Genomic DNA, 21188 nt, shown 5'->3' with positions numbered 1-21188 from the left:
TCACTGCCCCAATCGTTCGAGAAGTGCGGGAACGTGGACCTGATCGGCCTTGTAGTTGCCGGTCAGCATATACATCATGATGTTGACTCCGGAACGGAAGGCATGTTCGCGCTGCAACTCATCCGGCGGCACGGTCGGCAGCACGGGCGCGCCCTGCGGGTCGACCGCCCATGCGCCGGCAAAATCATTGCCGGTGATCATGATCGGCGTCACACCGTCGCCGGAGGAGGAAAGGCCGGATGTGGTCTTGGCCGCGCCCTGTCGCGATTCCACCCAGAGCGGCGAGCCGTTGTAACGGCCGGGGAAATTGGTGAGCAGGTAGAAAGACCGCGTCAGGACATGGTCTTCCGGCACAGGTTCCAAGGGCGGAATATCGATATTGGCGAGGATCGCCTGTAAACGTTCTCCATTGGCGCTGGTCGCGCCTGCATCGAGCGATGTGAACTGGTCGCGCGTATCGAACAGGACGGTGCCGCCGGCGCGCATATAGGCATCGATGCGCGAAATGGCGGCGCTTGACGGCATGGGTGCCGAGGCCGAAACCGGCCAGTAGATGATCGGGTAAAAGGACAATTCGTCCTTCGATATATCGAGACCGACCGGCTGGCCCGGCTCCAGCGTCGTGCGCCAGGTCAGGAATTCGCTCAAACCCTGCAAACCCTGTTCGGAAATGCGGTCGACATCGTCCTCGCCGGTACGCACATAAGCGAGGTGCGTCGTATCCAGCCGCTCGAAAATCTGCTCGTCGCCGGGCTTGGGATCGTCGGCGCGGGCGTCGCTCGGAGACATCGTGGCAAAGGCGCCAAACGCCAGAAGCACGGCAGCGGCCGAGGCGCTGCGGGCTTTCGGCAGGTGCGCAAACGCGCCGTTCATGAACAATACGATAAGGCTGTCGGCGATCAGCATCAGGAAGGCGGCGATGAAGAGAGCGGGACGCAGCGATTTCGCCGTTTCGCCGATCAGGGCTTCGCTGGTGGTGCTGACACCTGCGACAGAGGTATCGAGCGGCCGCACTGTCGCGCCTGCTGGCAGAAGATTGAGAGCCACGAAACCGTCCTCTGTGCCGTAAAGGCCGGGGGGATTGTCAAAACCGGTGCGGGGCGGCTGGCCGGCGCGCATTTCCAGCGGGCGGGCGGTGCCGATTTCAGCAGACAGCGCGCCTTCGGCCGTCAGCAACCGGAAGGGCGGCAGGGCCGCAGCCGGGGCATTCGCGGAGGCGGAAGCGCCGCCAGCCTTCGATAGTTGCACGATACGGCGCAGCATATCGACGAAATGGCCCGATATCGGCAGGTCGGACCAGCTTGCTTCGGCGCTGACATGGAACAGCACGATGCGGCCCGCCTCGACATTGCGGGTGGTGACGAGCGGCGTTCCATCTGCGAGGCTTGCCCAGGTGCGTTCGGCAAGGTCCGGTGTCGGCTCGGCCAGAACCTGACGCTTGACGAGAATGCCGTCGGCCTTCGGCATGCCCGCGAAAGCGCCGAAAGCAGGAAAATCGGCAAGCGGCTGCGGTTCCGCCCAGGACAGCGCGCCGCCGAGTGCACGTTCGCCCTGCCGGAGCGTTACCGGCACCAGCGGATCGTCGGCGGGGGCCGCAGCAAGGCGCGGTCCGGCAAAACGGATCAGCGTGCCGCCGCCGGCGAGCCAGCGCTGCATCGGCTCGTAGGTTTCCTGCGGCAGGCGGCCGATATCGGCCATGACGATGACGGAGGGGTTGGATTGCAGGATTTCCGGGATCGCCTGCGAAAGATCGGCCTGTCGCTGCGGGATGAGATCCGCAAAAGGCTGCAAAGCGCGGCTGATGTAATAAAGCGGCTGCAAAAGCGGCTGGAAATCATTGCCGGTTTCACCGGCCAGCAACGCCACCCGGCGGCGGCGGAAACCGTCGTCCAGAAGATGCACCGCGCCTGCGGTAGACACCCCTTCGATGGAGAGGCGGGCGAAATCGTTGCGCAATTCGAAGGGCGCTTCCACCGTGGCCGTCGTTTCGGCTTCGCCGGGGGCGAAACTGGCGGCGCCATTGGCGAGAATACGGCCCTGACTGTCCTGCGCATTCACGGTCAGCCGGGCGGGTGAGGCCGTATCCAGCCGCGAGAGCGTGACGCTCATCGCATCGGCATTGTTGGTGGCGTCGGTAATGGCGGCGACGGACTTTCCGTCGCCCTTGACGATGCGGAATTCCGCGGGCGAGAGACTGGCGAGGGTTCGCATCGCGCTTTCATCCTGCGCGGTGGCAACCCCGTCGGCGATATAGGCGAGCGTGCCGGGGGGCGTGCCGTTCAGCGCCTCGGTGATGGCTTCCGCCGTGCGCACGCGGTCGGGCACAAGCGGCTTCGGCTTGGCGGCGGCGAGCTTGTCCAGCGCCACCGCCGTGGTTGCCGGCACGGCATCATGTTCGGCATCGGCGGTGAAGCTGATGGAAACGGGGCGGTCGGCTCTTTCCGCATCACCGATCAGGGCCTGAGCGGTTTCGACGCGTCTCTCCCAGTCGGTTGAGGAGGCCCAGCTGTTATCGACCACCAGCACCAGCGGGCCGGTGCCGGCAATGCTGTTGTTGCGCGGGTTTACCACAGGATCAGCAAGCGCAAAAATCACGGCGGCGGCCAGCGCCATGCGCAGCAATGTCAGCCACCACGGGCTTTTGGAGGGCGTTTCTTCGCGTTTCAGCACAGTCGCCAGAATTTTCAGCGGAGGAAACACTTCCGCCTTGGGGCGAGGCGGGGTGAGCCGCAGCAGCCACCAGATGGCGGGCAGCGCCAGAAGGCCGAAGAGAATGTAGGGGCTGGTGAACACGAAGGGCAATGCACTCATCGGCGGCCACCGCCTTGCGCTGGCGCGCCGGACAAATACATGTGAACGGCGACGAGCGCCTCGGAAGCGAGATGATCGGTGCGGTGAAACACGAAATTCCAGCCGAGCCGGCGCAGCGAGGAAGATAGTGCCTCGCGCCGGGCGAGATAGGCGCGGGTATAATCCTCGCGAATGGTTTCAGCACGGCCGGAGACGAGTTTTTCGCCGGTTTCCGGGTCGGAAAATTCCGTGCGGCCGGAATAGGGGAAGGTTTCCTCGGCCGGATCGGCGATTTCGACCACATGGCCACGCAGGCCGCGTCGCGCGAGCGGCGAAATCTGCTCCATCACATTTTTCGCATCATCGAGAAAATCGCCGATGAGGACGATGTCGCTTGCACCGCGGATCATTCCCGTTTCAGGCATGCCGGTCGTCACTGGCGCATGCATGATGGCGGCGGCAAGCCGTTCGGCGGCGTTTCTGGCCGAGACCGGCTCCATAATGCCGGGGCAACCGATGCGTTCGCCCGAACGCGCAAGGATTTCCGCCAGCGCCAGCATCAGCACCAGCGCCCGGCTTTCCTTGGAGACGGAGCCGAGCGTGGACTTGAACATCATCGATGGCGACATGTCCGCCCATAGCCAGATGGTGTGGGCGGCTTCCCATTCGCGGTCGCGCACATAGGTATGATCGTCGCGGGCCGAGCGCCGCCAGTCGATGCGCGACAGGCTCTCGCCTTCGGCATAGGGACGGAACTGCCAGAAATTCTCGCCGATGCCGCGCTTGCGGCGGCCGTGCCAGCCGGCGGTAACGGTGTTGGCGATGCGCTTTGCCTCGACCATGCAGTCCGGCACCAGTGCGGCACGCTGGCGCGCGCGCGCCAGAACTTCGCTTCCCGGCGTCTTGTCTACGATCTGGCCGATGGATGCCACAGGCACTCCTTTCGCGAAAGGTTAGGCACGCGTCTTTTAGTTCTTCGCCTGCTCCACGAGGGCGGCGATGACATCGCGCACCGACATGCCTTCGGCGCGGGCCGCAAAAGTCAGCGCCATGCGGTGTTCCAGCACCGGCTCGGCCAGCGCATAGACATCGTCCAGCGACGGGGCGAGCCTGCCCTCATAAAGCGCACGGGCGCGTGCCGTCAGCATCAGCGACTGGCCGGCGCGGGGACCCGGTCCCCAGACAACGTGTTTGTCGGTCAATTTGTTGCCGTGGCCGGGGCGGGCGGAGCGCACGAGCGACAGGATCGCGTCCACCACCTTGTCGCTGACCGGCATCTGGCGGATGAGGGTCTGGATTTCCATCATGCGTTCGGCGTCGATCACTTTGCGTGCCTCGCCCGATGCGGTGCCTGTCGTGTCGAGCAGGATCTGGCGTTCGGCGGCAAGCTCGGGATAACCGACATCCACCTGGAGCAGGAAGCGGTCGAGCTGGGCTTCGGGCAGCGGATAGGTGCCTTCCTGTTCCAGCGGGTTCTGGGTGGCGAGAACGTGGAAAGGCTTCGGCAGCTCATAATGCTGGCCGGCCATGGTGATGTGATATTCCTGCATGGCCTGAAGAAGAGCGGACTGCGTGCGCGGGCTGGCGCGGTTGATTTCGTCAGCCATCAGCAATTGCGCGAAAACCGGACCCTTGATGAAGCGGAACGAGCGGCGACCGTTTTCGTCCTGATCCATGACTTCGGAGCCGAGAATATCCGACGGCATCAGGTCCGGCGTGAACTGGATGCGGTTGGCGTCGAGGCCGAGAACCGTGCCGAGCGTGGTGACCAGCTTGGTCTTGGCAAGCCCGGGAACGCCGACGAGAAGCGCGTGGCCGCCCGACAGAATGGCGAGCAGGGTATTCTCGACAACCGTTTCCTGGCCGAAGATGACCTTGGACACCTCCGCGCGGATGGCTGCGATATCCGCAAGCGCCTTTTCGGCCGAGGCGACGATGGCTTTTTCGTCCAGGGTTTCGCCGATATTCATCACGCCCATGTCGCTCTCCTGATACCTTCGCCGCTGTCCCATCCCAACCCCGGTCTCCATGGCTGCCGGCCGGGTCGGATTTTGCGCTGCATATAGCTTATTGCTCTCTTGGCCGCTGACAAGCGCCATTCGAATGACTATGTCGTGACTTAGTATTTCCTTATCGGCAAAGCGAGACTCGAATATGGCAGCGGAGACGATAAATTCGGCAGGCGATGCGGCGGGGCTGGCGGCGATGATCTCCCGGGCCTCCGAGCAGACCGGTGACGCCAAACGTGGACCGGCCCCGGTGGAACGCTGGAATCCCCCCTTTTGCGGCGATCTCGACATGGAAATCCGCGCCGACGGCACATGGTTCTATCTCGGCACGCCCATCGGCAGGGCGCCGCTCGTGCGGTTGTTTTCCACGGTTCTGCGCAAGGACGAAGACGGCAGGACCTATCTCGTAACTCCTGTGGAAAAAGTCGGCATCCGGGTCGTGGATGCGCCTTTCGTCGCTGTGGAAATGAAGGTGACGGCGGGCGAAGAGGATGGCGAGCCGCTGCTGACCTTCCGCACCAATGTCGGCGATGTGGTGGAGGCGGGGCCGGAGCACCCGCTGCGCTTTGAGATTTTCGGTGAGAACCGCGAGTTGAAACCCTATCTGCTGGTGCGCGGCAGGCTGGAGGCATTGGTCTCGCGGGCGGTGATGTATGATCTCGCAGCACTCGGCGAAGTGATCGAAGTGGATGGTGTCGATATGTTCGCCGTGCGCTCGGGCGGGGTAATTTTTCCGGTGATGCCCGCCAATGAACTGGAACGGCTTTCGCAATGACTATGACGACAACGGGTCTCAAGGCTTTCACCGCCGCTGACTTCCGCCGCCGGGTGCTGGAGGAAGGCGAGGGCGTGGCGGAGCGCGAGAATGGCGACCATGTGCTCAATCCGGGCGTGGTGCTTTCGGGAAACGGGATCAGGCTGAAGGATGCCGCCGTGCTGGTGCCTGTCATCGACGACGGCAACGAAGCGCGGGTGATCTTTACCCAGCGCACCGCAACGCTGCGCAAGCATTCCGGCCAGATTTCCTTTCCAGGCGGCGGCATCGATGCCGAGGACCGCACGCCGGAAGAGGCGGCCCTTCGGGAGACGGAGGAGGAGATCGGGCTTTCGCGGTCTTTCGTGGAAACGGTGGGACGCCTGCCGGACTATATTTCCGGGACCGGTTTTCGCATCAAGCCGGTATTGTCGGTCGTTCGTCCCGGATTTGACCTGACGCTCAATCCCACTGAGGTCGATGAGGTTTTCGAAGTGCCGCTGTCCTTCCTGATGGACCCGGCCAACCACGGGCGCGGCAGCCGCATCTTTCAGGGGAAGGAGCGGTTTTTCTACGAAATGCCCTATGGCGAACGCTACATTTGGGGCATTACGGCGGGCATCGTGCGAACGATTTACGAGAGGTTTTATTTATGAGCAGCCTTGCCGGGCGGGACTGGTTCGAAAAATCGGCGCTGAAGCGCATCTTCGCGCTTCTGAACGCCGATGGCGGCGAGGTGCGGATCGTCGGCGGCGCCGTGCGTAATGCGTTGATGGACCTGCCGGTTGTCGATGTCGACATGGCGACGACGCTTACCCCCGATGTCGTGATGGAACGGGCAAAGGCGGTGGGCATCAAGGCAGTGCCAACAGGCATCGAGCACGGCACGGTAACGCTGGTGATCGATGGCGAAGGTTTCGAGGTGACGACGCTTCGCCGCGACGTCGAGACCAATGGCCGTCATGCGCAGGTGGCTTTCGGCACCGACTGGCAAACCGACGCCGAGCGGCGGGATCTCACCATCAACGCCCTTTATGCGGATGAGAAGGGCGAGATCATCGACCTCATCGATGGTCTTCCGGACATCGAAACCGGCACGGTGCGCTTCATCGGCGATGCCGCGATGCGGATTTCGGAAGACTACCTGCGGATTCTGCGGTTCTTCCGCTTTTTTGCCCATTATGGTTCCGGTCGTCCCGATGCCGATGGTTTGCGCGCCAGCGCGCGGGCCAAGGACAAGCTTGGGACGCTGTCTGCCGAGCGGGTCTGGAGCGAGCTGAAAAAGCTGCTTTCCGCACGCGATCCTTCCCGCGCTCTCCTGTGGATGCGGCAATCGGGCGTTCTGACGGAAATCCTGCCCGAGACGGAAAAATGGGGCATCGACGCCATTCACGGGCTGGTGGCGACTGAACAGTCTCTAGGCTGGGCCGTGGACCCGATGTTGCGGCTTGCCGCCATGGTGCCGCCGGACAAGGACAGGCTGGCGGCGCTTGCGACGCGGCTGAGGTTGTCGAAGGCCGAAGCGAGTTCTCTTGCCCACTGGGCTTCCGCTCCGGTCATCGATCCCGAAATGAAGGAGACGGCACTTGACCGGCTGCTTTACCGGCAGGGCGTCCAAGGTGTGAAGACGAGGCTGAAACTGGCGCTTGCCTCGGCCCGCGCCGACCTTTCGGCTGGCGAGACAGCCATGCAGAAAGTTGCGCGTCTTTCGACCCTGCTGACGAGAGCGGAAAAATTCCACAAGCCGGGCTTCCCGCTCAGCGGCGCCGACGTGATGGCAGCCGGTATCGAGGCCGGTCCGAGGGTGGGCGAAGTGCTGAAAAGCCTTGAGGAAAAGTGGATCGATGTCAATTTCTCGCTCGACCGGGCAGCGCTGACCGCCCGGCTGAAGGATATGCTGGAGAATTGAAGTCGCAGCGGCGGCGGCGTTGCGGCTCAGGCCGCATTTGCCTCGTCGCGGATGCGGGATTTGATGTTTTCGATCATGTTCTCGCGGATGATGGTTTCGCCGTGGGCTGATCGCATATGTTCCACAGTGCGGCGCACGACTTCCGCGTCGTCATCTGCGCGGGTGTGCCAGGCGCAGCCGGGCACAAGCGTTCCGCATTCAAACAGTCTCATGGTCTTGCCTCCCTGTTTTAGAATGAGGGACAGCCTGCAATTGCCTGCTGTCCCTCCGACAAGAAACGAACGTTCGCCGCTTATGTTCCAGAGCGGCGTCCGTCGAGCTTATTCAGGCCCCTATTCAGGCATTGCCCAGCACTGGAAAACAGAGGATGTGCCGGCTGCCGGGATTTTTGTACGGGGTATTTCGTCGTTGTCCGCACGCTTTACCGTTTTTCCGGCAAGGACGCGTTTTACCTGTTCGACATAAAAGGAATGCGGCAGTTCGCGATCACCGGCGGCACGCATTTCCGCTGCCAGGCGGTCGATCAAATCAGGGGTATCTATGGAATGCAGCGCTTCCTGCGCGGAAGCAGATATAGGCATGCTGTTCGAAGTAATCATGACGATAGCTCCTCCAGTACGTCTGCAGGAGGAGACTATCATTGCCCCGATTTTTCGATAAGTCCTAATTTGCGCTATTTGCGACCAAATGGTCGATGTGCGTCAAATTTGCGTGAGGTCTTTCAAGGCCAGCGGACCACGGGCGGCAGGGAGGACAGGATCGATTCGACATTGCCGCCGGTCTTGAGACCGAAGATCGTGCCGCGATCGTAAAGCAGGTTGAACTCCACGTAGCGGCCACGCCGGATGAGCTGCTCGTCGCGGTCCTCTTCCGTCCATAGCTGGTTGAAATTGGACCGCACGATTTTCGGATAGACCAGATTAAAGGCCCGGCCGACATCCTGCACGAAGGTGAAATTGGCGTCCCAGCCGCCTTTTTCTTCCTCGGGATGCAGCCAGTCGAAGAAGATGCCGCCGGTGCCGCGCGGCTCGTTGCGGTGCTTCAGGAAGAAATAGTCGTCGCACCACGTCTTGTATCGCGGATAATCGGCGACGGGGTGGCGGTTGCAGGTGATCTCGAAGGCGCGGTGGAAAAGCTGGGTATCCGGGTCCTGTTCCGTCCGCCGGCGACAGAGAACCGGTGTCAGATCCGCACCGCCGCCGAACCAGTGGCTGGTGGTGACGACCATGCGGGTGTTCATATGCACGGCCGGTACGTTTGGATTGACGGGGTGGGCGATCAGCGAAATGCCCGAGGCCCAGAAACGCGGGTCTTCTTCAGCACCCGGTATCTGCTGGCGGAATTCCGGCGAGAATTCGCCATAGACGGTGGAGGTGTGGACGCCGACCTTTTCGAAGACGCGGCCTTCCATCATCGACATCCTGCCACCGCCGCCCTCGCCATTGTCGCGCAGCCAGTCTTTTTGCACGAATCGCCCCGGCTCCTGATCGGCGAGCGGGCCGGTCAGTTCGTTTTCAAGGGTTTCGAAGGAGGCGACGATGGTGTCGCGCAGATGCTGGAACCATGCCTGGGCGGCGGCCTTCTTGTCTTCGATGTCCTCGGGCAAGCCCTTCGGCAAGGATGGCCGTTCCATGCATAGTCTCCTTAGGTGAAGTCGATTCACTGTCGCGTCTAGCAGGTGCAGGCCTTGCGCACAATTTCGACTCGCCAAGTTCACATGCGGATACTATCTTTATCGATGTAGGTGCCAGAGGTGAATATCATGACGAAATTTGCCGGACCGCCGCCCCTCGACGGGCTGAAGCGCAGGATAGCCAATCACCGCAGGGAGCGTGAAAGCGCTGGCGGCGACCAGAAACGCGACGGCATGTTCGTGCGGCAGACCTTCTGTCTCAGCCGTGACGAAGCCCGCGCCAAGGCGCGGGAATGGTTCGACAGCTTTCCAAAGGCCGCCTATTGGACGGAAGTGGAAAGCTGGCGACAGCTGGAAGGTGACCGCATCGAGTTCACCATGCGGCGGCTTCCTTCGGCAGACTAGGTTTTAAGCACGAGGTTCGGCGTAACGCAGGCGGCTTTCGATCAGCACGCCGCTTTCGTCCAGAATGGGATGCGCTACCGAAACGATATGGGCGTTGATGCGCTTCAAATCGCGCAGCATGTCGAGATGCAGCGAGCTGGTCTGCATGCTTTCCGTCAGCCCGTCGCGCAGCCGCTCCAGATGGCGGTTGGAGGACTGTTTTTCGAGGCGGCGTATATCCACCTTGCTTTCCATCAGCCGGCGGGCGAGATCGAAATCGCCGGTTACCAGAATGCTCTGGGCCGCCCGCAGATTTTCGATGGTCATGTCGAACAGCGTCTTTAATTCCTCATAACCGTCGTCGGAAAATTTGAAGCTGTTCAGCACCTTCTTGCGGATTTGCTCGCAAATGCCCTTTTCGATGATGTCGCCGATATGTTCGAGATTGATCGCGTAATCGATGATGGCGATCGAGCGGCGGGCATCCTCGTCGGTGAGGCCCTTGCGGCCGAGCTGGGAGAGGTAGACCTTCACCTCCTGCTGGCGGCGGTCGACTTTCTTTTCAAGCAGGGTGATTTCGGCAAGCGGCGCGAGATCATTGTGCTTGAAGGCGTTTTCGGCGCGGATCAGCATGCGTTCGATGGCGTCGCCGACACTCAATACCTCACGGGTGGCATTGGCCAGCGCCACAACAGGCGTGCCCAACGCCTGCTGATCGAGGAAGTTCAGGTCGTCGTCGGTCTTCGGATCGCCCGGCACCAGTTTTGCCATCAGGTCGGATATGAGGCCGGAGAACGGCCAGGCAAGCGCCGCCAGAATGACATTGAAGATGAGATGCGCATCAACAGGCAATTTCGCGGGCGAAAGCGGCAATTGCTGCAAAAGCGTTGCGCCATAAGAGGCGAGCGGCATGGCGATGAGGCAGCCGATGGTGCGCACGACAAGGTTGCCGATGGTGATGCGCCGCGCCGAAGCCGGACCGGACAGCGTGGCGATGACCGGCGGAATGGCGCCGCCGAGATTGGCGCCCAGAATGAGGACGATGATGAGGCCGGCGGACAGCGTGCCGGTGGCGGCAAGCGACAGGATCAGCACCACGACGGCGAGGCTGGAAGACGACACGAAGGCCAGCACGGCGGAGAAGATCAGCGCGACGGGCCATGCGCCGTCGAGCAGGCCGATGAAGACGCCGAGAGCGGGCGAGGCGCGCATCGGTTCGGTCGCGCCGCTCAACAGATGCAGCGACAGGAGCATCAGGCCGATGCCGATCAGTGCCGTTCCGCCGCCTTGTCTGGCATTGGAGCTGCCCTTTTTGAGCACGATGCCCGACAGGATCAAAAGCGGCGACAGCCATTCCACGCCGGCAGCAACGATCCATGCGGTGACGGCGGTGCCGACATTGGCGCCAAGCAGCACGACCTGCGCCATGCGCGGCTTGATGAGATCACGTTCGGCGAAGGAGGCGACGGTCAGCGCCGTCGCCGTCGAACTTTGCAGCGCGACGGTGGCAAAGAAGCCGGAAAGGAAGGAACGGGGTCCGTTCTGGGTGCCGGTCGCCAGAACGCTTCTGAGTTTCATGCCGAAGGCGCGGTTAACACCGTCCTTGACCTGCGACAGACCGAAGAGCAGCAGCGCGACCGCGCCGAGAAGGTTGACGATGACAATGGTGGATTGCATGCGACGTCTCCTCACACCCGCCAGCGGACGGTTCCGGCGAGCACGATTTTTATTGTCCGGCTAATCAGTATAAGAGCCTGAGCGCCTCGGGTACAGGCCGAGTTGCGTCAGTTTTGAAGCAAAAACGGTCAATTTATGTATTTGCCGGAAAAAATGGCGTTAAAAATGGCGGTTAAGACCATGCCGTCTGGCGCAAAGCCTCGCCGGTGATCATCGCCGCCGACATGGCGACGTTGATGGAGCGTTGTCCCTCGACCATCGGGATGATGATTCGCTCATCCGCCTTTTCGTGCACATGGTCTGGCACACCAGCACTTTCACGTCCGAACAGCAGGATATCGTCGTTGCGATAGGTGATTTTCGCATAGGGCAGGGCGGCCTTGGTGGAGGCGAGAACCAGACGGCGGCCGGTGGTTGCGCGCCATTCCTCGAACCGGTCCCAGCTGACATGGCGCGTCAACGCTGCCGCTGCAATATAATCCATGCCCGCCCGCTTCAGGTTGCGGTCGGAAATATCGAAACCGGCCGGCTCGATAATATCGACGCCAAGGCCGAGACAGGCCGCCAGCCGCAGGATCGTGCCGGTATTGCCGGGAATATCGGGCTGGTAAAGGGCAATCCTGATGCTGGGCCTGGTATCGGTCATGGTCTTCTCGTCGCGTTTGGGATGGCCGACCGATTATCACGGGCGGGCGGGGCGCGACAGATGCGGCAGAGAAAACTCCGCTTCGAAGCGCGCCGTATTCATTCGGGTGACACACAGGCAGGCTACCCATTAACCAAATGGGTTGTCAGGCCGTTCGAACATTCGGATGAGCCGCTATGGCGCGGTTTCACGACTGATATTCTGCGCAGCAAAAACAGGAAGATACCATGTCCGAACGGGTGAATTTCGTCCATCTGACCGATCTGCATGTGGGCAATCCGCAGATGCAGGACGATGATCTTTATTCCGATACTTCGGCGACCCTTGCCGATACGCTGGCGCAGATCAAGTCGCTCGTGCCGCAGCCCGAATTCATCGTCGTCAGCGGTGATCTGACCAACAGGGGCGATGCCGGCAGCTATGAGGAACTCAAGCGCCTGCTGGACGAGGCGCAGCTTGATATGCCTGTGCTCTTCGCGCTCGGCAATCATGACCGCCGCGACGGCTTTTATCCTGTCATGCTCGGTCGCACCGAGGATATGGATGTCCCTTACGACCACGCCCAGGTGATTGCCGATATCCATGTCATCGTGCTGGATACCAGCGTTCCGGGCAAGGTCGGCGGGGCTTTCGAGCCGGGGCAGATCGAATGGCTCGCGGAAGAAATCGAAAACCACCCCGAACTGCCGAAGCTTCTGGTGATGCACCATGCACCGGCGCTCGATTTCGACCGTCCCGACGCAGAATGGGAATCCCTGTCCTTTGCCGATACCGAGGCTCTGGACGAGATGCTGTTCGAGTATGATGTCATCGGCATTCTGGCGGGTCACATTCACTATGATTGTGTGTCGCACTGGCAGGGCATTCCCGTCGTGGTCGGCATCGGCCAGCATTTCGCTACCGATCCGCTGTGGCTGCACGAGGGCGTGCGCATGTTGTCCGGCGCGTCGTTTGCCATCGGCACGGTGCGGGATACGGGTCTGAGCGTTACTTTCGCACCCCAGCCCAGCGATCGCCGCGAGATCAAGCGCCATACGCAGGCCGGCATGGCCGAGTTGATCGCCGAATATGAGCGCGGGCAGGCGCAGGACGCCGCCGAGTAAGCTGCGAATCCACGCTCTTTGACCGGCGGAGACCTTCGCGGGTAATCTCCGCCCGTTCAGCCTTATTGGTCGCAATCGGGCGCTTTTCTGACGCGTTCGGTGTCTTTCCGGCTGGTCAACGATTAATTTTTGCGCTACAAGGCGACATCTTCAACACCAGCTAGGGAGGTTCTGATGCAAAATGACATTCGTATTCGCCTCCCGGCCCCAGTAGTGCCACTGCTGGCCTAGGTGTTACCTGCGGTTCGACCGCGTTTCCCATATTCCGATTCGTCATGTGGCTGTCACGGCCATATCCAGATACTTTTTCGTTCCGTTGTGAGCTATATTTGCGTTTGCTCACCTTTCACGATGGGATGATTGATTGCCGGAGCTTGGCCTATGTTTGGCTGGTTTGAAAAACGTCTTGATCCTTTTCCCTCTTCGACGCCATCCGTGCCGCCGAAGACGCTTTTGCGGTTCGTCTGGCATTATGTGCAGCCCGCATGGCCGTGGCTGCTGCTGCTCGGCCTGATGTCCATGGGCATCGCCATTGCGGAAGCCATGCTCTACAAATTCCTCGGCAATATCGTCGACTGGCTTTCCACGGCCGACCGCGCGACGTTTTTTGCCGAGGAGGGCTGGCATCTGATCGTCATGGCCGGGCTGGTGCTCTTCGTGCTGCCTTTGATGGGCGCGATCCACACCATGACGATGCACCAGACGCTTGCCGGCAATTTCGGCATGATCGCGCGCTGGAAGATGCATCGTTTCCTGCTGCGCCATTCCATGAACTTTTTCGCCAACGAGTTTGCCGGCCGGGTTTCGACCAAGGTGATGCAGACGGCGCTGGCGATCCGCGAAGTGGCGCTGAAGGTGATCGACGTGTTCGTCTACGCCATCAGCTTCGTCGTCTCCATGCTGTTCATGGTTGCGGCGGCGGATTGGCGGCTGGTCATTCCGTTGCTGGTGTGGCTCGGCATCTATATGGGCATCCTCACCTATTTCGTGCCGAAACTCGGCCGGCTGGCGCAGGAGCAGGCCGATGCGCGCTCGATGATGACGGGGCGGATCGTCGACAGCTATACCAATATCTCGACGATCAAGCTGTTTTCCCATGCGGGGCGCGAGGAAAGATATGCGCGGGAGGGGATGAACGTGTTTCTCGGAACCGTTCACCGCCAGATGCGCAAGATTTCCGGCTTCAACATCCTGATCGATCTTAACAACGCCGTCGTGCTGTTTTCCACGGCGACGCTCGGTCTGTATTTCTGGATGCAGGGTTCGGTCACGGCCGGCTCGGTCGCCATCGCCATCAGCCTTGCCATGCGCGTCAACGGCATGTCGCAATGGATCATGTGGGAAGTCACCTCGCTGTTTGAAAACATCGGCACTGTCTATGACGGTATGTCGATGATGACGAAGCCGCACGATATCGTTGACGCTCCGAAGGCGCCGCAGCTTGCGGCACCGCAGGGTGCGATCCGTTATGACAACGTCCGCTTCCACTATGGCAAGGCCAAGGGCGTGATCGACGGGCTGACGCTCGACATCAAGCCGGGCGAGAAGGTCGGGCTGGTCGGGCGTTCGGGTGCGGGCAAGACGACGCTGATGAACCTGCTGCTGCGCTTCTACGATCTGGAAGCGGGCAAGATCACCATCGACGGGCAGGACATCTCCAAGGTGTCGCAGGACAGCCTGCGCGAGCTGATCGGCGTGGTGACGCAGGATACTTCGCTGCTGCACCGGTCGATCCGCGACAACATCGCCTATGGCCATCCCGAGGCGACCGACGAACAGGTGATTGCGGCGGCAAAGCGGGCAAATGCCTGGGACTTCGTCGAAACGCTTGTCGATATGCATGGCCGCCAGGGCCTCGATGCCCAGGTGGGCGAACGCGGCGTGAAACTGTCCGGCGGCCAGCGCCAGCGTATCGCGATTGCCCGCGTGTTCCTCAAGAACGCGCCGATCCTGGTGCTGGACGAGGCGACCTCGGCGCTCGACAGTGAAGTCGAGGCGGCGATCCAGGAAAACCTGTTCTCGCTGATGGAAGGCAAGACGGTGATCGCGATCGCCCACCGCCTGTCGACGCTGACCGAAATGGACCGGCTCATCATCCTCGACAAGGGCCAGATCGTGGAATCGGGCAGCCATGCGGAACTGGCGGCGATGGGCGGCATTTATGCCGACCTGTGGCGACGCCAGTCCGGCGGCTTCATCGCCGACCACGAGGTGGAAGTGGCTGCGGAATAAGGAAAACGTGAGGGCGGGGAACATTCCCCGCCCTTTTTCATTTCCCGAATGTTACCGAAATATAATCTCTTCCCGAAAGCCTAGCGGCTGTTCCCGCTCCGGGAATCCGCCTATATCCGGATCATGGTCATTACCCGCATCTTCGAGTATTTCGAGAACTGGATAAAGCCCTTCGCCCGCAAGGACGATTTGCGGCCGCCTGAAAGTACGTTCGCCTTCATTTGGTTCTATATCGCGCAGGCCAGGGCGCCGTTCTTCGCCATGCTGGTGCTGGGCGGGCTGACGGCGGCCATCGAGGCGGCGCTGTTCTGGTTCGTCGGGCGGCTGGTGGATATTCTCTCGACCGTGAAGCCGGAAGAGGGCTGGGCGGGGTTGCTGGCGGCCCATGGCGGCGAACTGGTCGGCATGCTGGTGCTGATCGGCATCGTGCGTTTCATTGTCACGATGATCACGGCGCTGGTGGACCAGCAGATCATCACGCCCGGTTTCTACAATCTGGTGCGCTGGCAATCCTACATGCATGTGGCGCGGCAATCGCTGAACTTTTTCCAGAACGATTTTTCCGGGCGCATCGTCACCAAGGTCTGGTCGGGCGGGCAGGCGGCGGGCGATCTCGTCACCTCGCTGATGGAAAGCGTCTGGTTCGTCGGCATCTATTCCGTGTCGATGCTATTTCTGATCGGCGGGCTGGACTGGCGGCTGGCCGTCGTCGTGCTCGTCTGGGTGGCGATCTTTTCGCTGCTGGCGCGTTATTTCGTGCCGCGCATCCGTTCCCATTCGAAAGAGACGGCGGAGGCCGCCTCCATGCTCTCCGGCCGCATGGTGGATGCCTACAGCAATATCCAGACGCTGAGACTGTTCGGGCGCGATGATGCCAATGACCGCTACATGCGGCAGGGTTTCGATATTTTCCAGAACGCGACCATGACGTTCACGCGGTTCATCACCGGCGTGCGCGCCTCCATGGCGCTGCTTTCGGGCGTGATGATCACCTCCATGGCGGCGCTGTGCATCGATTTGTGGCTGTCCGGCAAGATCAGCGCCGGTGCGGTCGCCTTCACGCTGGCGCTGGTTTTGCGCCTCAACTTTCTGCTCGGACGGCTGATGACGCAGTTCAACGGCATCATGCGCAATTTCGGCACCGTGCAGAATGCCGCCGAACTGATTTCGCAGCCGATCGGTCTCGTCGATGCGCCGGATGCGACGGCACTGGAAGTGAAGAGGCCGAGCATCCGCTTCGAAAATGTCAGTTTCCATTACGGGCGGGCAAACGGCGTCATCGATCATCTCAATCTCGACATCAAGGCGGGAGAGAAGGTCGGCATCGTCGGACGCTCCGGTGCGGGCAAATCCACGCTCGTCAACCTGCTGCTGCGTTTTTACGATGTCGAGCAAGGCCGCATCCTGATCGACGGGCAGGATATCGCTAGGGTGACACAGGAATCGCTGCGCGCCCATATCGGCATGGTGACGCAGGATACCTCGCTGCTGCATCGTTCTATCAGAGACAACATCATGTTCGGCCGTACCGATGCCACCGAAGCGCAATTGCTGGAGGCAACGCGCCGGGCCAAGGCGGATGATTTCATCGCAAGGCTGGAAGACCAGCGCGGCCGCACGGGTCTGGATGCGCATGTCGGCGAACGCGGCGTGAAACTCTCAGGCGGCCAGCGCCAGCGTATCGCCATCGCCCGCGTGATGCTGAAGGACGCGCCGATTCTCGTACTCGACGAGGCGACCTCGGCGCTCGATTCGGAGGTGGAGGCGGCGATCCAGAGCAATCTGGACGAGTTGATGCAGGGCAAGACGGTGCTGGCCATCGCCCACCGGCTGTCGACCATCGCCGCCCTCGACCGGCTGATCGTGATGGATCAGGGCCGTATCGTCGAACAGGGCGACCATTCCGATCTCGTCTCGCAGGGCGGCCTTTATTCGGAGCTATGGGCGCGTCAGTCGGGTGGCTTCCTCGCCGCCGATGAGGCGGCTCAATAAGGCGGGCGACTATTTCCCGATCATGAAATCCGCCATCAGGCCGTAGTGATTGGAGCCGAGGCTGTCGGGCAGGCGGGTGGTTTTCATCAGGCTTGCCGGTTCGCGGGCGAAGATATGGTCGATGGCGATGCCGAAGCGGCCCGCCTTCGTCGGCCATGTGGCGGGCTCCCAAGGCGCTTTTTTAAGGTCGTTGGCGGCGAGGAAGTCGCGCATGTCGGGGGCGATGCTTGCCGAGTTGAAATCGCCCGCCAGAATGAGCGGCCCGGTGACGCGAAAGAGAATTTCGCTGACTTCGTCCAGTTCGTTCCGGTGATAGTCGTCGAAATAGGGTTTGGTGATGTGACCTGCGGCGAGCGTCAGTTCCGTGCCGTCGAAATCGATGCTGGCGATCGCGAAACGGTCGCGGCGCAGATCGCTGAGGCTGTGGAAACGGCCCTCCAGCAACGGCCGTTTCGAGAGGATCAACAGGTCGCAGGTCGGCGTTCCGGTAAAGCAGCCGAGCCTGTGAGGGTAAGTTTGCTCAAGGCGCGGCAGAGCCGATTGCAGCGCACCCGCCTCGAACAGATAGACCGCATCCGCGCCCGATTCGAGAATGGTATCGGCAATCGCATCCGCATTGGCGGCATTATCCATCAGCACGTTGAAGGACAATAGCCGGAAAGGTCTGGCGCCGGGTGTCGCGGTGGCGGATGTGGAGAATTCCATGAGCATGGCGACGGCATGGATGGCAAGCGCAAGCGACCAGACCACCAGAAAGACGGAAACCGCGTCGCGCGTCAGCCAAAACACCAAGCATGACAGCAGGATGCAGGTGAGGGCAATGTGAAGCTGGAAGCTGGTGACGAAGGCTAAAAGCCAGAAATCCGCCACATAACGCAGGCTGGCAATGAAAAGAACGGCAGCCACCACGGTGGAGACCATGCAAGAGAGCTTCGCCGTCATCCGAATCCCTGCTTTCCAAGCTCTCCCTTTGCGTCTCCTAACATGGCGCAAGGGTGCGCACAATGTTGCCTGCCTGCCAAGGCCGGCGAAAAAATCACAAACAAATCCGGCCCTTCCAGCAGAATTACGGCAGCTTTGTGTGCTTTGCTCTTGCCAAGTCAGTCAATATTTTGCGATCAAACAGAATGACGCGGTTTCTCAAACGCCGCGAGGATGACCGAGACGATGGGACGGAGCTTGTCTTGGATCAAATCACAGCGGGAGGACTCATGCGATTTATGGCAAAAACAGCGCAGAGGATGGTGTAGCGGTGAGCGAGCACGTAACCAATCACGACGCCTCGGGTGAACCGACCCGTCGCGATTTTCTATATCTAGTAACCGGAATGACGGGTGCCGTCGGTGCCGCCGCAGTCGCGTGGCCCTTTATCGACCAGATGCGCCCGGACGCATCGACGCTGGCGCTTGCCTCCATCGAGGTGGATGTGGCGGCGGTCGAGCCGGGCATGTCGCTGACGGTGAAGTGGCGCGGCAAGCCGATTTTCATCCGCAACCGCACGGAAAAGGAAATCGGGGAAGCCAATGCGGTCGCTCTCGGCGATCTCAAGGACCCGGTGGCACGCAACGCCAACATTGCCCCCGACGCGCAGGCGACGGACATCGACCGTTCCGCCGGTCAGGGCAAGGAGAACTGGATCGTCATGGTCGGTTCCTGCACCCATCTCGGTTGCGTTCCGCTCGGCCAGGCCGGCGATTTCGGCGGGTGGTTCTGTCCCTGCCATGGCTCGCACTACGATACGGCGGGCCGCATACGTAAGGGTCCGGCGCCGCAGAACCTCGCCATCCCGACATTCGCATTCACATCCGATACCGTGATCAAGATCGGATAAGGGGACAGATATTCATGAGTGGTCATTCCAGTTATCAGCCGTCCACCGGCATCGAGAGGTGGATCGATTCGCGGCTTCCCTTGCCGCGTATGATCTATGACAGCTTCGTCGCTTACCCTGTCCCGCGTAATCTGAACTACGCCTACACCTTCGGCGCGATGCTGGCGGTCATGCTGATCGTGCAGATTCTCACCGGCGTCGTGCTTGCCATGCACTATGCCGCTGAAACGACGGTCGCGTTCAATTCCGTCGAAAAGATCATGCGTGACGTCAACCACGGCTGGCTGCTGCGCTACATGCATGCCAACGGTGCGTCCTTCTTCTTCATCGCGGTTTACCTGCACATCGCCCGTGGTCTTTATTACGGCTCCTACAAGGCGCCGCGCGAAATCCTCTGGATTCTCGGCTGTGTGATCTATCTCCTGATGATGGCGACGGGCTTCATGGGTTACGTGCTTCCCTGGGGCCAGATGTCCTTCTGGGGTGCGACCGTTATCACCGGCTTCTTCTCGGCTTTCCCGGGCATAGGTGAGTGGATTCAGCAGTTCCTGCTCGGCGGTTTTGCGGTGGATAATCCGACGCTCAACCGCTTCTTTGCGCTCCACTACCTGCTGCCCTTCATGATTGCAGGTGTTGTTATCCTGCACATCTGGGCGCTGCATGTGACCGGCCAGACCAACCCGACCGGCGTGGAAGTGAAGAGCAAGACCGACACGGTTCCCTTCACGCCCTATGCGACGCTGAAGGATGCGCTCGGCGTTTCGGTGTTCCTCATCGCCTATGCGTGGTTCATCTTCTACATGCCGAACTTCCTCGGCCACCCTGACAACTACATCATGGCCGACCCGCTGAAGACGCCCGCGCATATCGTGCCGGAGTGGTATTACCTGCCGTTCTACGCGATGCTGCGCGCTATCACCTTCAATGTGGGGCCGATCGATTCCAAGCTCGGTGGCGTTCTCGTCATGTTCGGCGCGATCATCGTGCTGTTCTTCCTGCCCTGGCTCGATACGTCGAAGGTTCGCTCCGCCGTCTATCGCCCCTGGTACAAGATGTTCTTCTGGCTGTTCGTGGTCAACGCCATCCTGCTCGGCTGGCTGGGGTCGCGTCCTGCGGAAGGCCTCTATGTCGTCATGTCGCAGATCGGCACGCTTTATTACTTCGGTTTCTTCCTCGTCATCATGCCGGTACTCGGTCTGGTGGAAACGCCGCGGCGTATTCCGAATTCGATTACCGAGGCCGTTCTCGAAAAGAACGCCGCCAAGAAGACTGCCGCGCCAGCGGCCGCCGAAGTCTGAGCGCGAAGGAAGGATGACGACAATGAAGAAGCTTGTAACAAGCATCGCGCTTATCGCCGCCATTAGCTGTTCCGCCGCCGCTTTCGCGGCGGAGGAGAGCCATGATCTCGCCACCAAGGCGGAGCATGCGATCGCCGGCGGTCACTTCCCGGTCATTAAGCCGGAGGAGCAGAGCTGGTCCTTTGCCGGACCTTTCGGCAAATACGACAAGGGCCAGCTGCAGCGCGGCCTGAAGGTCTACAAGGAAGTCTGCTCCGCCTGCCATTCGATGAGCCTCGTTTCCTTCCGCACGCTCGGCGATCTCGGTTATTCCGACGAGCAGGTGAAGGCTTTCGCTGCGGAATACGAAGTGCAGGACGGACCGAATGCCGAAGGCGAAATGTATAATCGCAAGGCCGTGCCTTCCGATCATTTCCCCTCGCCGTTTCCGAACCATGAAGCGGCAGCCGCCGCCAATGGCGGGGCAGCTCCGCCCGACATGTCGCTGCTTGCCAAGGCGCGCGGCGTGGAGCGCGGCTTTCCGCAATTCATCATCGACATGATCCCGATCATCGGCGGTTATCAGGAAGGCGGCCCGGATTACATCCACGCGCTGCTGACCGGATATCAGGATGCGCCGGCCGGCGTTGAAGTGTCGGAAGGCACGCATTTCAACCCGTATTTCGTCAGCGCCGTCTCGCTGAAGATGGCGCCGCCGATCAGCGCCGATCAGGTGACCTATGACGACGGTGCGCCGCAGACGGTGGATCAATATTCCAAGGACGTGTCCGCTTTCCTGATGTGGGCCGCAGAGCCGCATCTGGAAGCACGCAAGCGCACCGGCTTCATGGTCATGGTGTTCCTGTTCATCTTCACGGCGCTGATCTATCTCACCAAGAAGTCGGTTTACGCCAAAAAGGAACATTAAGCCGGTTTTAAATAGCTGCAATC

The 21188-nt window shown here is 60.9% G+C and carries 19 protein-coding genes; 10 read left to right on the top strand and 9 right to left on the bottom strand.

What is annotated here, in order from left to right:
* The 3 genes from RS75_RS07995 to RS75_RS07985 are packed head-to-tail and all read right to left on the bottom strand — an operon-like array spanning position 1 to position 4769.
* Complete coding sequence (locus RS75_RS07995; protein ID WP_045019064.1) at positions 1-2811, bottom strand: DUF4159 domain-containing protein; 2811 nt, start codon at positions 2809-2811, stop codon at positions 1-3.
* The gene (locus RS75_RS07990; protein ID WP_045019062.1) at positions 2808-3722 is read right to left on the bottom strand and encodes a DUF58 domain-containing protein; all 915 of its coding nucleotides are present in this window, start codon (positions 3720-3722) and stop codon (positions 2808-2810) included. Before RS75_RS07990 ends, RS75_RS07995 begins: the two co-directional genes overlap by 4 nt.
* Before the next feature lie 36 nt (positions 3723-3758).
* Positions 3759-4769 (bottom strand): AAA family ATPase, encoded by a 1011-nt coding sequence (locus RS75_RS07985; RefSeq protein ID WP_045019060.1) that lies wholly within the window; start codon positions 4767-4769, stop codon positions 3759-3761.
* A gap of 175 nt (positions 4770-4944) precedes the next feature.
* On the opposite strand from RS75_RS07985, the gene RS75_RS07980 reads away from it, so the two are divergent.
* Genes RS75_RS07980 through RS75_RS07970 form a run of 3 tightly spaced genes read left to right on the top strand, consistent with a single transcriptional unit; the run spans position 4945 to position 7462 of the window.
* Positions 4945-5574, top strand: coding sequence for a DUF1285 domain-containing protein (locus RS75_RS07980; RefSeq protein WP_045019058.1), 630 nt, complete (start codon positions 4945-4947; stop codon positions 5572-5574).
* Positions 5571-6209: an NUDIX hydrolase gene (locus tag RS75_RS07975; protein ID WP_045019056.1), complete on the top strand. Its 639-nt coding sequence runs from the start codon at positions 5571-5573 to the stop codon at positions 6207-6209. Before RS75_RS07980 ends, RS75_RS07975 begins: the two co-directional genes overlap by 4 nt.
* Positions 6206-7462, top strand: coding sequence for a CCA tRNA nucleotidyltransferase (locus RS75_RS07970; protein WP_045019053.1), 1257 nt, complete (start codon positions 6206-6208; stop codon positions 7460-7462). The genes RS75_RS07975 and RS75_RS07970 overlap by 4 nt, the downstream gene beginning before the upstream one ends.
* A 26-nt stretch (positions 7463-7488) precedes the next feature.
* Here RS75_RS07970 and RS75_RS07965 read toward each other — a convergent pair whose 3' ends face one another.
* From RS75_RS07965 to hemF, 3 genes are all read right to left on the bottom strand, one after another.
* The gene (locus tag RS75_RS07965; protein WP_003513537.1) at positions 7489-7674 is read right to left on the bottom strand and encodes a DUF1059 domain-containing protein; all 186 of its coding nucleotides are present in this window, start codon (positions 7672-7674) and stop codon (positions 7489-7491) included.
* A gap of 120 nt (positions 7675-7794) precedes the next feature.
* Positions 7795-8061, bottom strand: a complete 267-nt coding sequence (locus RS75_RS07960) for a hypothetical protein (RefSeq protein WP_045019051.1) — start codon at positions 8059-8061, stop codon at positions 7795-7797.
* A 122-nt stretch (positions 8062-8183) separates the two neighbouring features.
* On the bottom strand, positions 8184-9095 hold the full coding sequence (hemF, locus tag RS75_RS07955; protein ID WP_045019049.1) for an oxygen-dependent coproporphyrinogen oxidase: 912 nt from the start codon (positions 9093-9095) through the stop codon (positions 8184-8186).
* A gap of 129 nt (positions 9096-9224) precedes the next feature.
* On the opposite strand from hemF, the gene RS75_RS07950 reads away from it, so the two are divergent.
* Complete coding sequence (locus RS75_RS07950; RefSeq protein ID WP_045019198.1) at positions 9225-9500, top strand: hypothetical protein; 276 nt, start codon at positions 9225-9227, stop codon at positions 9498-9500.
* Between the two features lie 3 nt (positions 9501-9503).
* On the opposite strand, the gene RS75_RS07945 is transcribed toward RS75_RS07950, so the two are convergent.
* A complete protein-coding gene (locus RS75_RS07945; protein ID WP_045019047.1) occupies positions 9504-11156 on the bottom strand; it encodes a Na/Pi cotransporter family protein in 1653 nt (550 codons plus the stop codon).
* Positions 11157-11328: 172 nt separating this feature from the next.
* Positions 11329-11802, bottom strand: coding sequence for a tRNA (cytidine(34)-2'-O)-methyltransferase (locus RS75_RS07940; protein ID WP_045019045.1), 474 nt, complete (start codon positions 11800-11802; stop codon positions 11329-11331).
* 227 nt (positions 11803-12029) lie between these two features.
* On the opposite strand from RS75_RS07940, the gene RS75_RS07935 reads away from it, so the two are divergent.
* The 3 genes from RS75_RS07935 to RS75_RS07925 all read left to right on the top strand — a co-directional run bounded on the left by RS75_RS07935 (position 12030) and on the right by RS75_RS07925 (position 17129).
* Positions 12030-12905, top strand: coding sequence for a phosphodiesterase (locus tag RS75_RS07935; RefSeq protein ID WP_045019043.1), 876 nt, complete (start codon positions 12030-12032; stop codon positions 12903-12905).
* A gap of 381 nt (positions 12906-13286) precedes the next feature.
* Positions 13287-15137: an ABC transporter ATP-binding protein gene (locus RS75_RS07930; protein ID WP_045019041.1), complete on the top strand. Its 1851-nt coding sequence runs from the start codon at positions 13287-13289 to the stop codon at positions 15135-15137.
* A 123-nt stretch (positions 15138-15260) separates the two neighbouring features.
* Positions 15261-17129: an ABC transporter ATP-binding protein gene (locus RS75_RS07925; protein ID WP_045019039.1), complete on the top strand. Its 1869-nt coding sequence runs from the start codon at positions 15261-15263 to the stop codon at positions 17127-17129.
* A gap of 9 nt (positions 17130-17138) precedes the next feature.
* Here the strand turns inward: RS75_RS07925 and RS75_RS07920 are convergent, their stop codons facing one another.
* Positions 17139-18071 (bottom strand): endonuclease/exonuclease/phosphatase family protein, encoded by a 933-nt coding sequence (locus tag RS75_RS07920; protein WP_045019037.1) that lies wholly within the window; start codon positions 18069-18071, stop codon positions 17139-17141.
* A 310-nt stretch (positions 18072-18381) separates the two neighbouring features.
* Here RS75_RS07920 and petA point away from each other — a divergent pair, with 310 nt between their 5' ends.
* From petA to RS75_RS07900, 3 genes are read left to right on the top strand one after another with little or no spacing between them, the layout of a single operon-like run.
* Positions 18382-18960: a ubiquinol-cytochrome c reductase iron-sulfur subunit gene (gene petA, locus RS75_RS07910; RefSeq protein WP_045019034.1), complete on the top strand. Its 579-nt coding sequence runs from the start codon at positions 18382-18384 to the stop codon at positions 18958-18960.
* A gap of 14 nt (positions 18961-18974) precedes the next feature.
* Positions 18975-20258, top strand: a complete 1284-nt coding sequence (locus tag RS75_RS07905) for a cytochrome b (protein WP_045019032.1) — start codon at positions 18975-18977, stop codon at positions 20256-20258.
* 22 nt (positions 20259-20280) lie between these two features.
* Positions 20281-21165, top strand: a complete 885-nt coding sequence (locus tag RS75_RS07900) for a cytochrome c1 (protein WP_045019029.1) — start codon at positions 20281-20283, stop codon at positions 21163-21165.
* Positions 21166-21188 lie beyond the last annotated feature (23 nt).

It is taken from the genome of Rhizobium nepotum 39/7 (assembly GCF_000949865.1).
GTDB classification, from domain to species: Bacteria; Pseudomonadota; Alphaproteobacteria; order Rhizobiales; family Rhizobiaceae; genus Agrobacterium; species Agrobacterium nepotum.
Note: the sequence above shows the minus strand (reverse complement) of the source record. Positions and strands in the feature narration are given on the sequence as shown.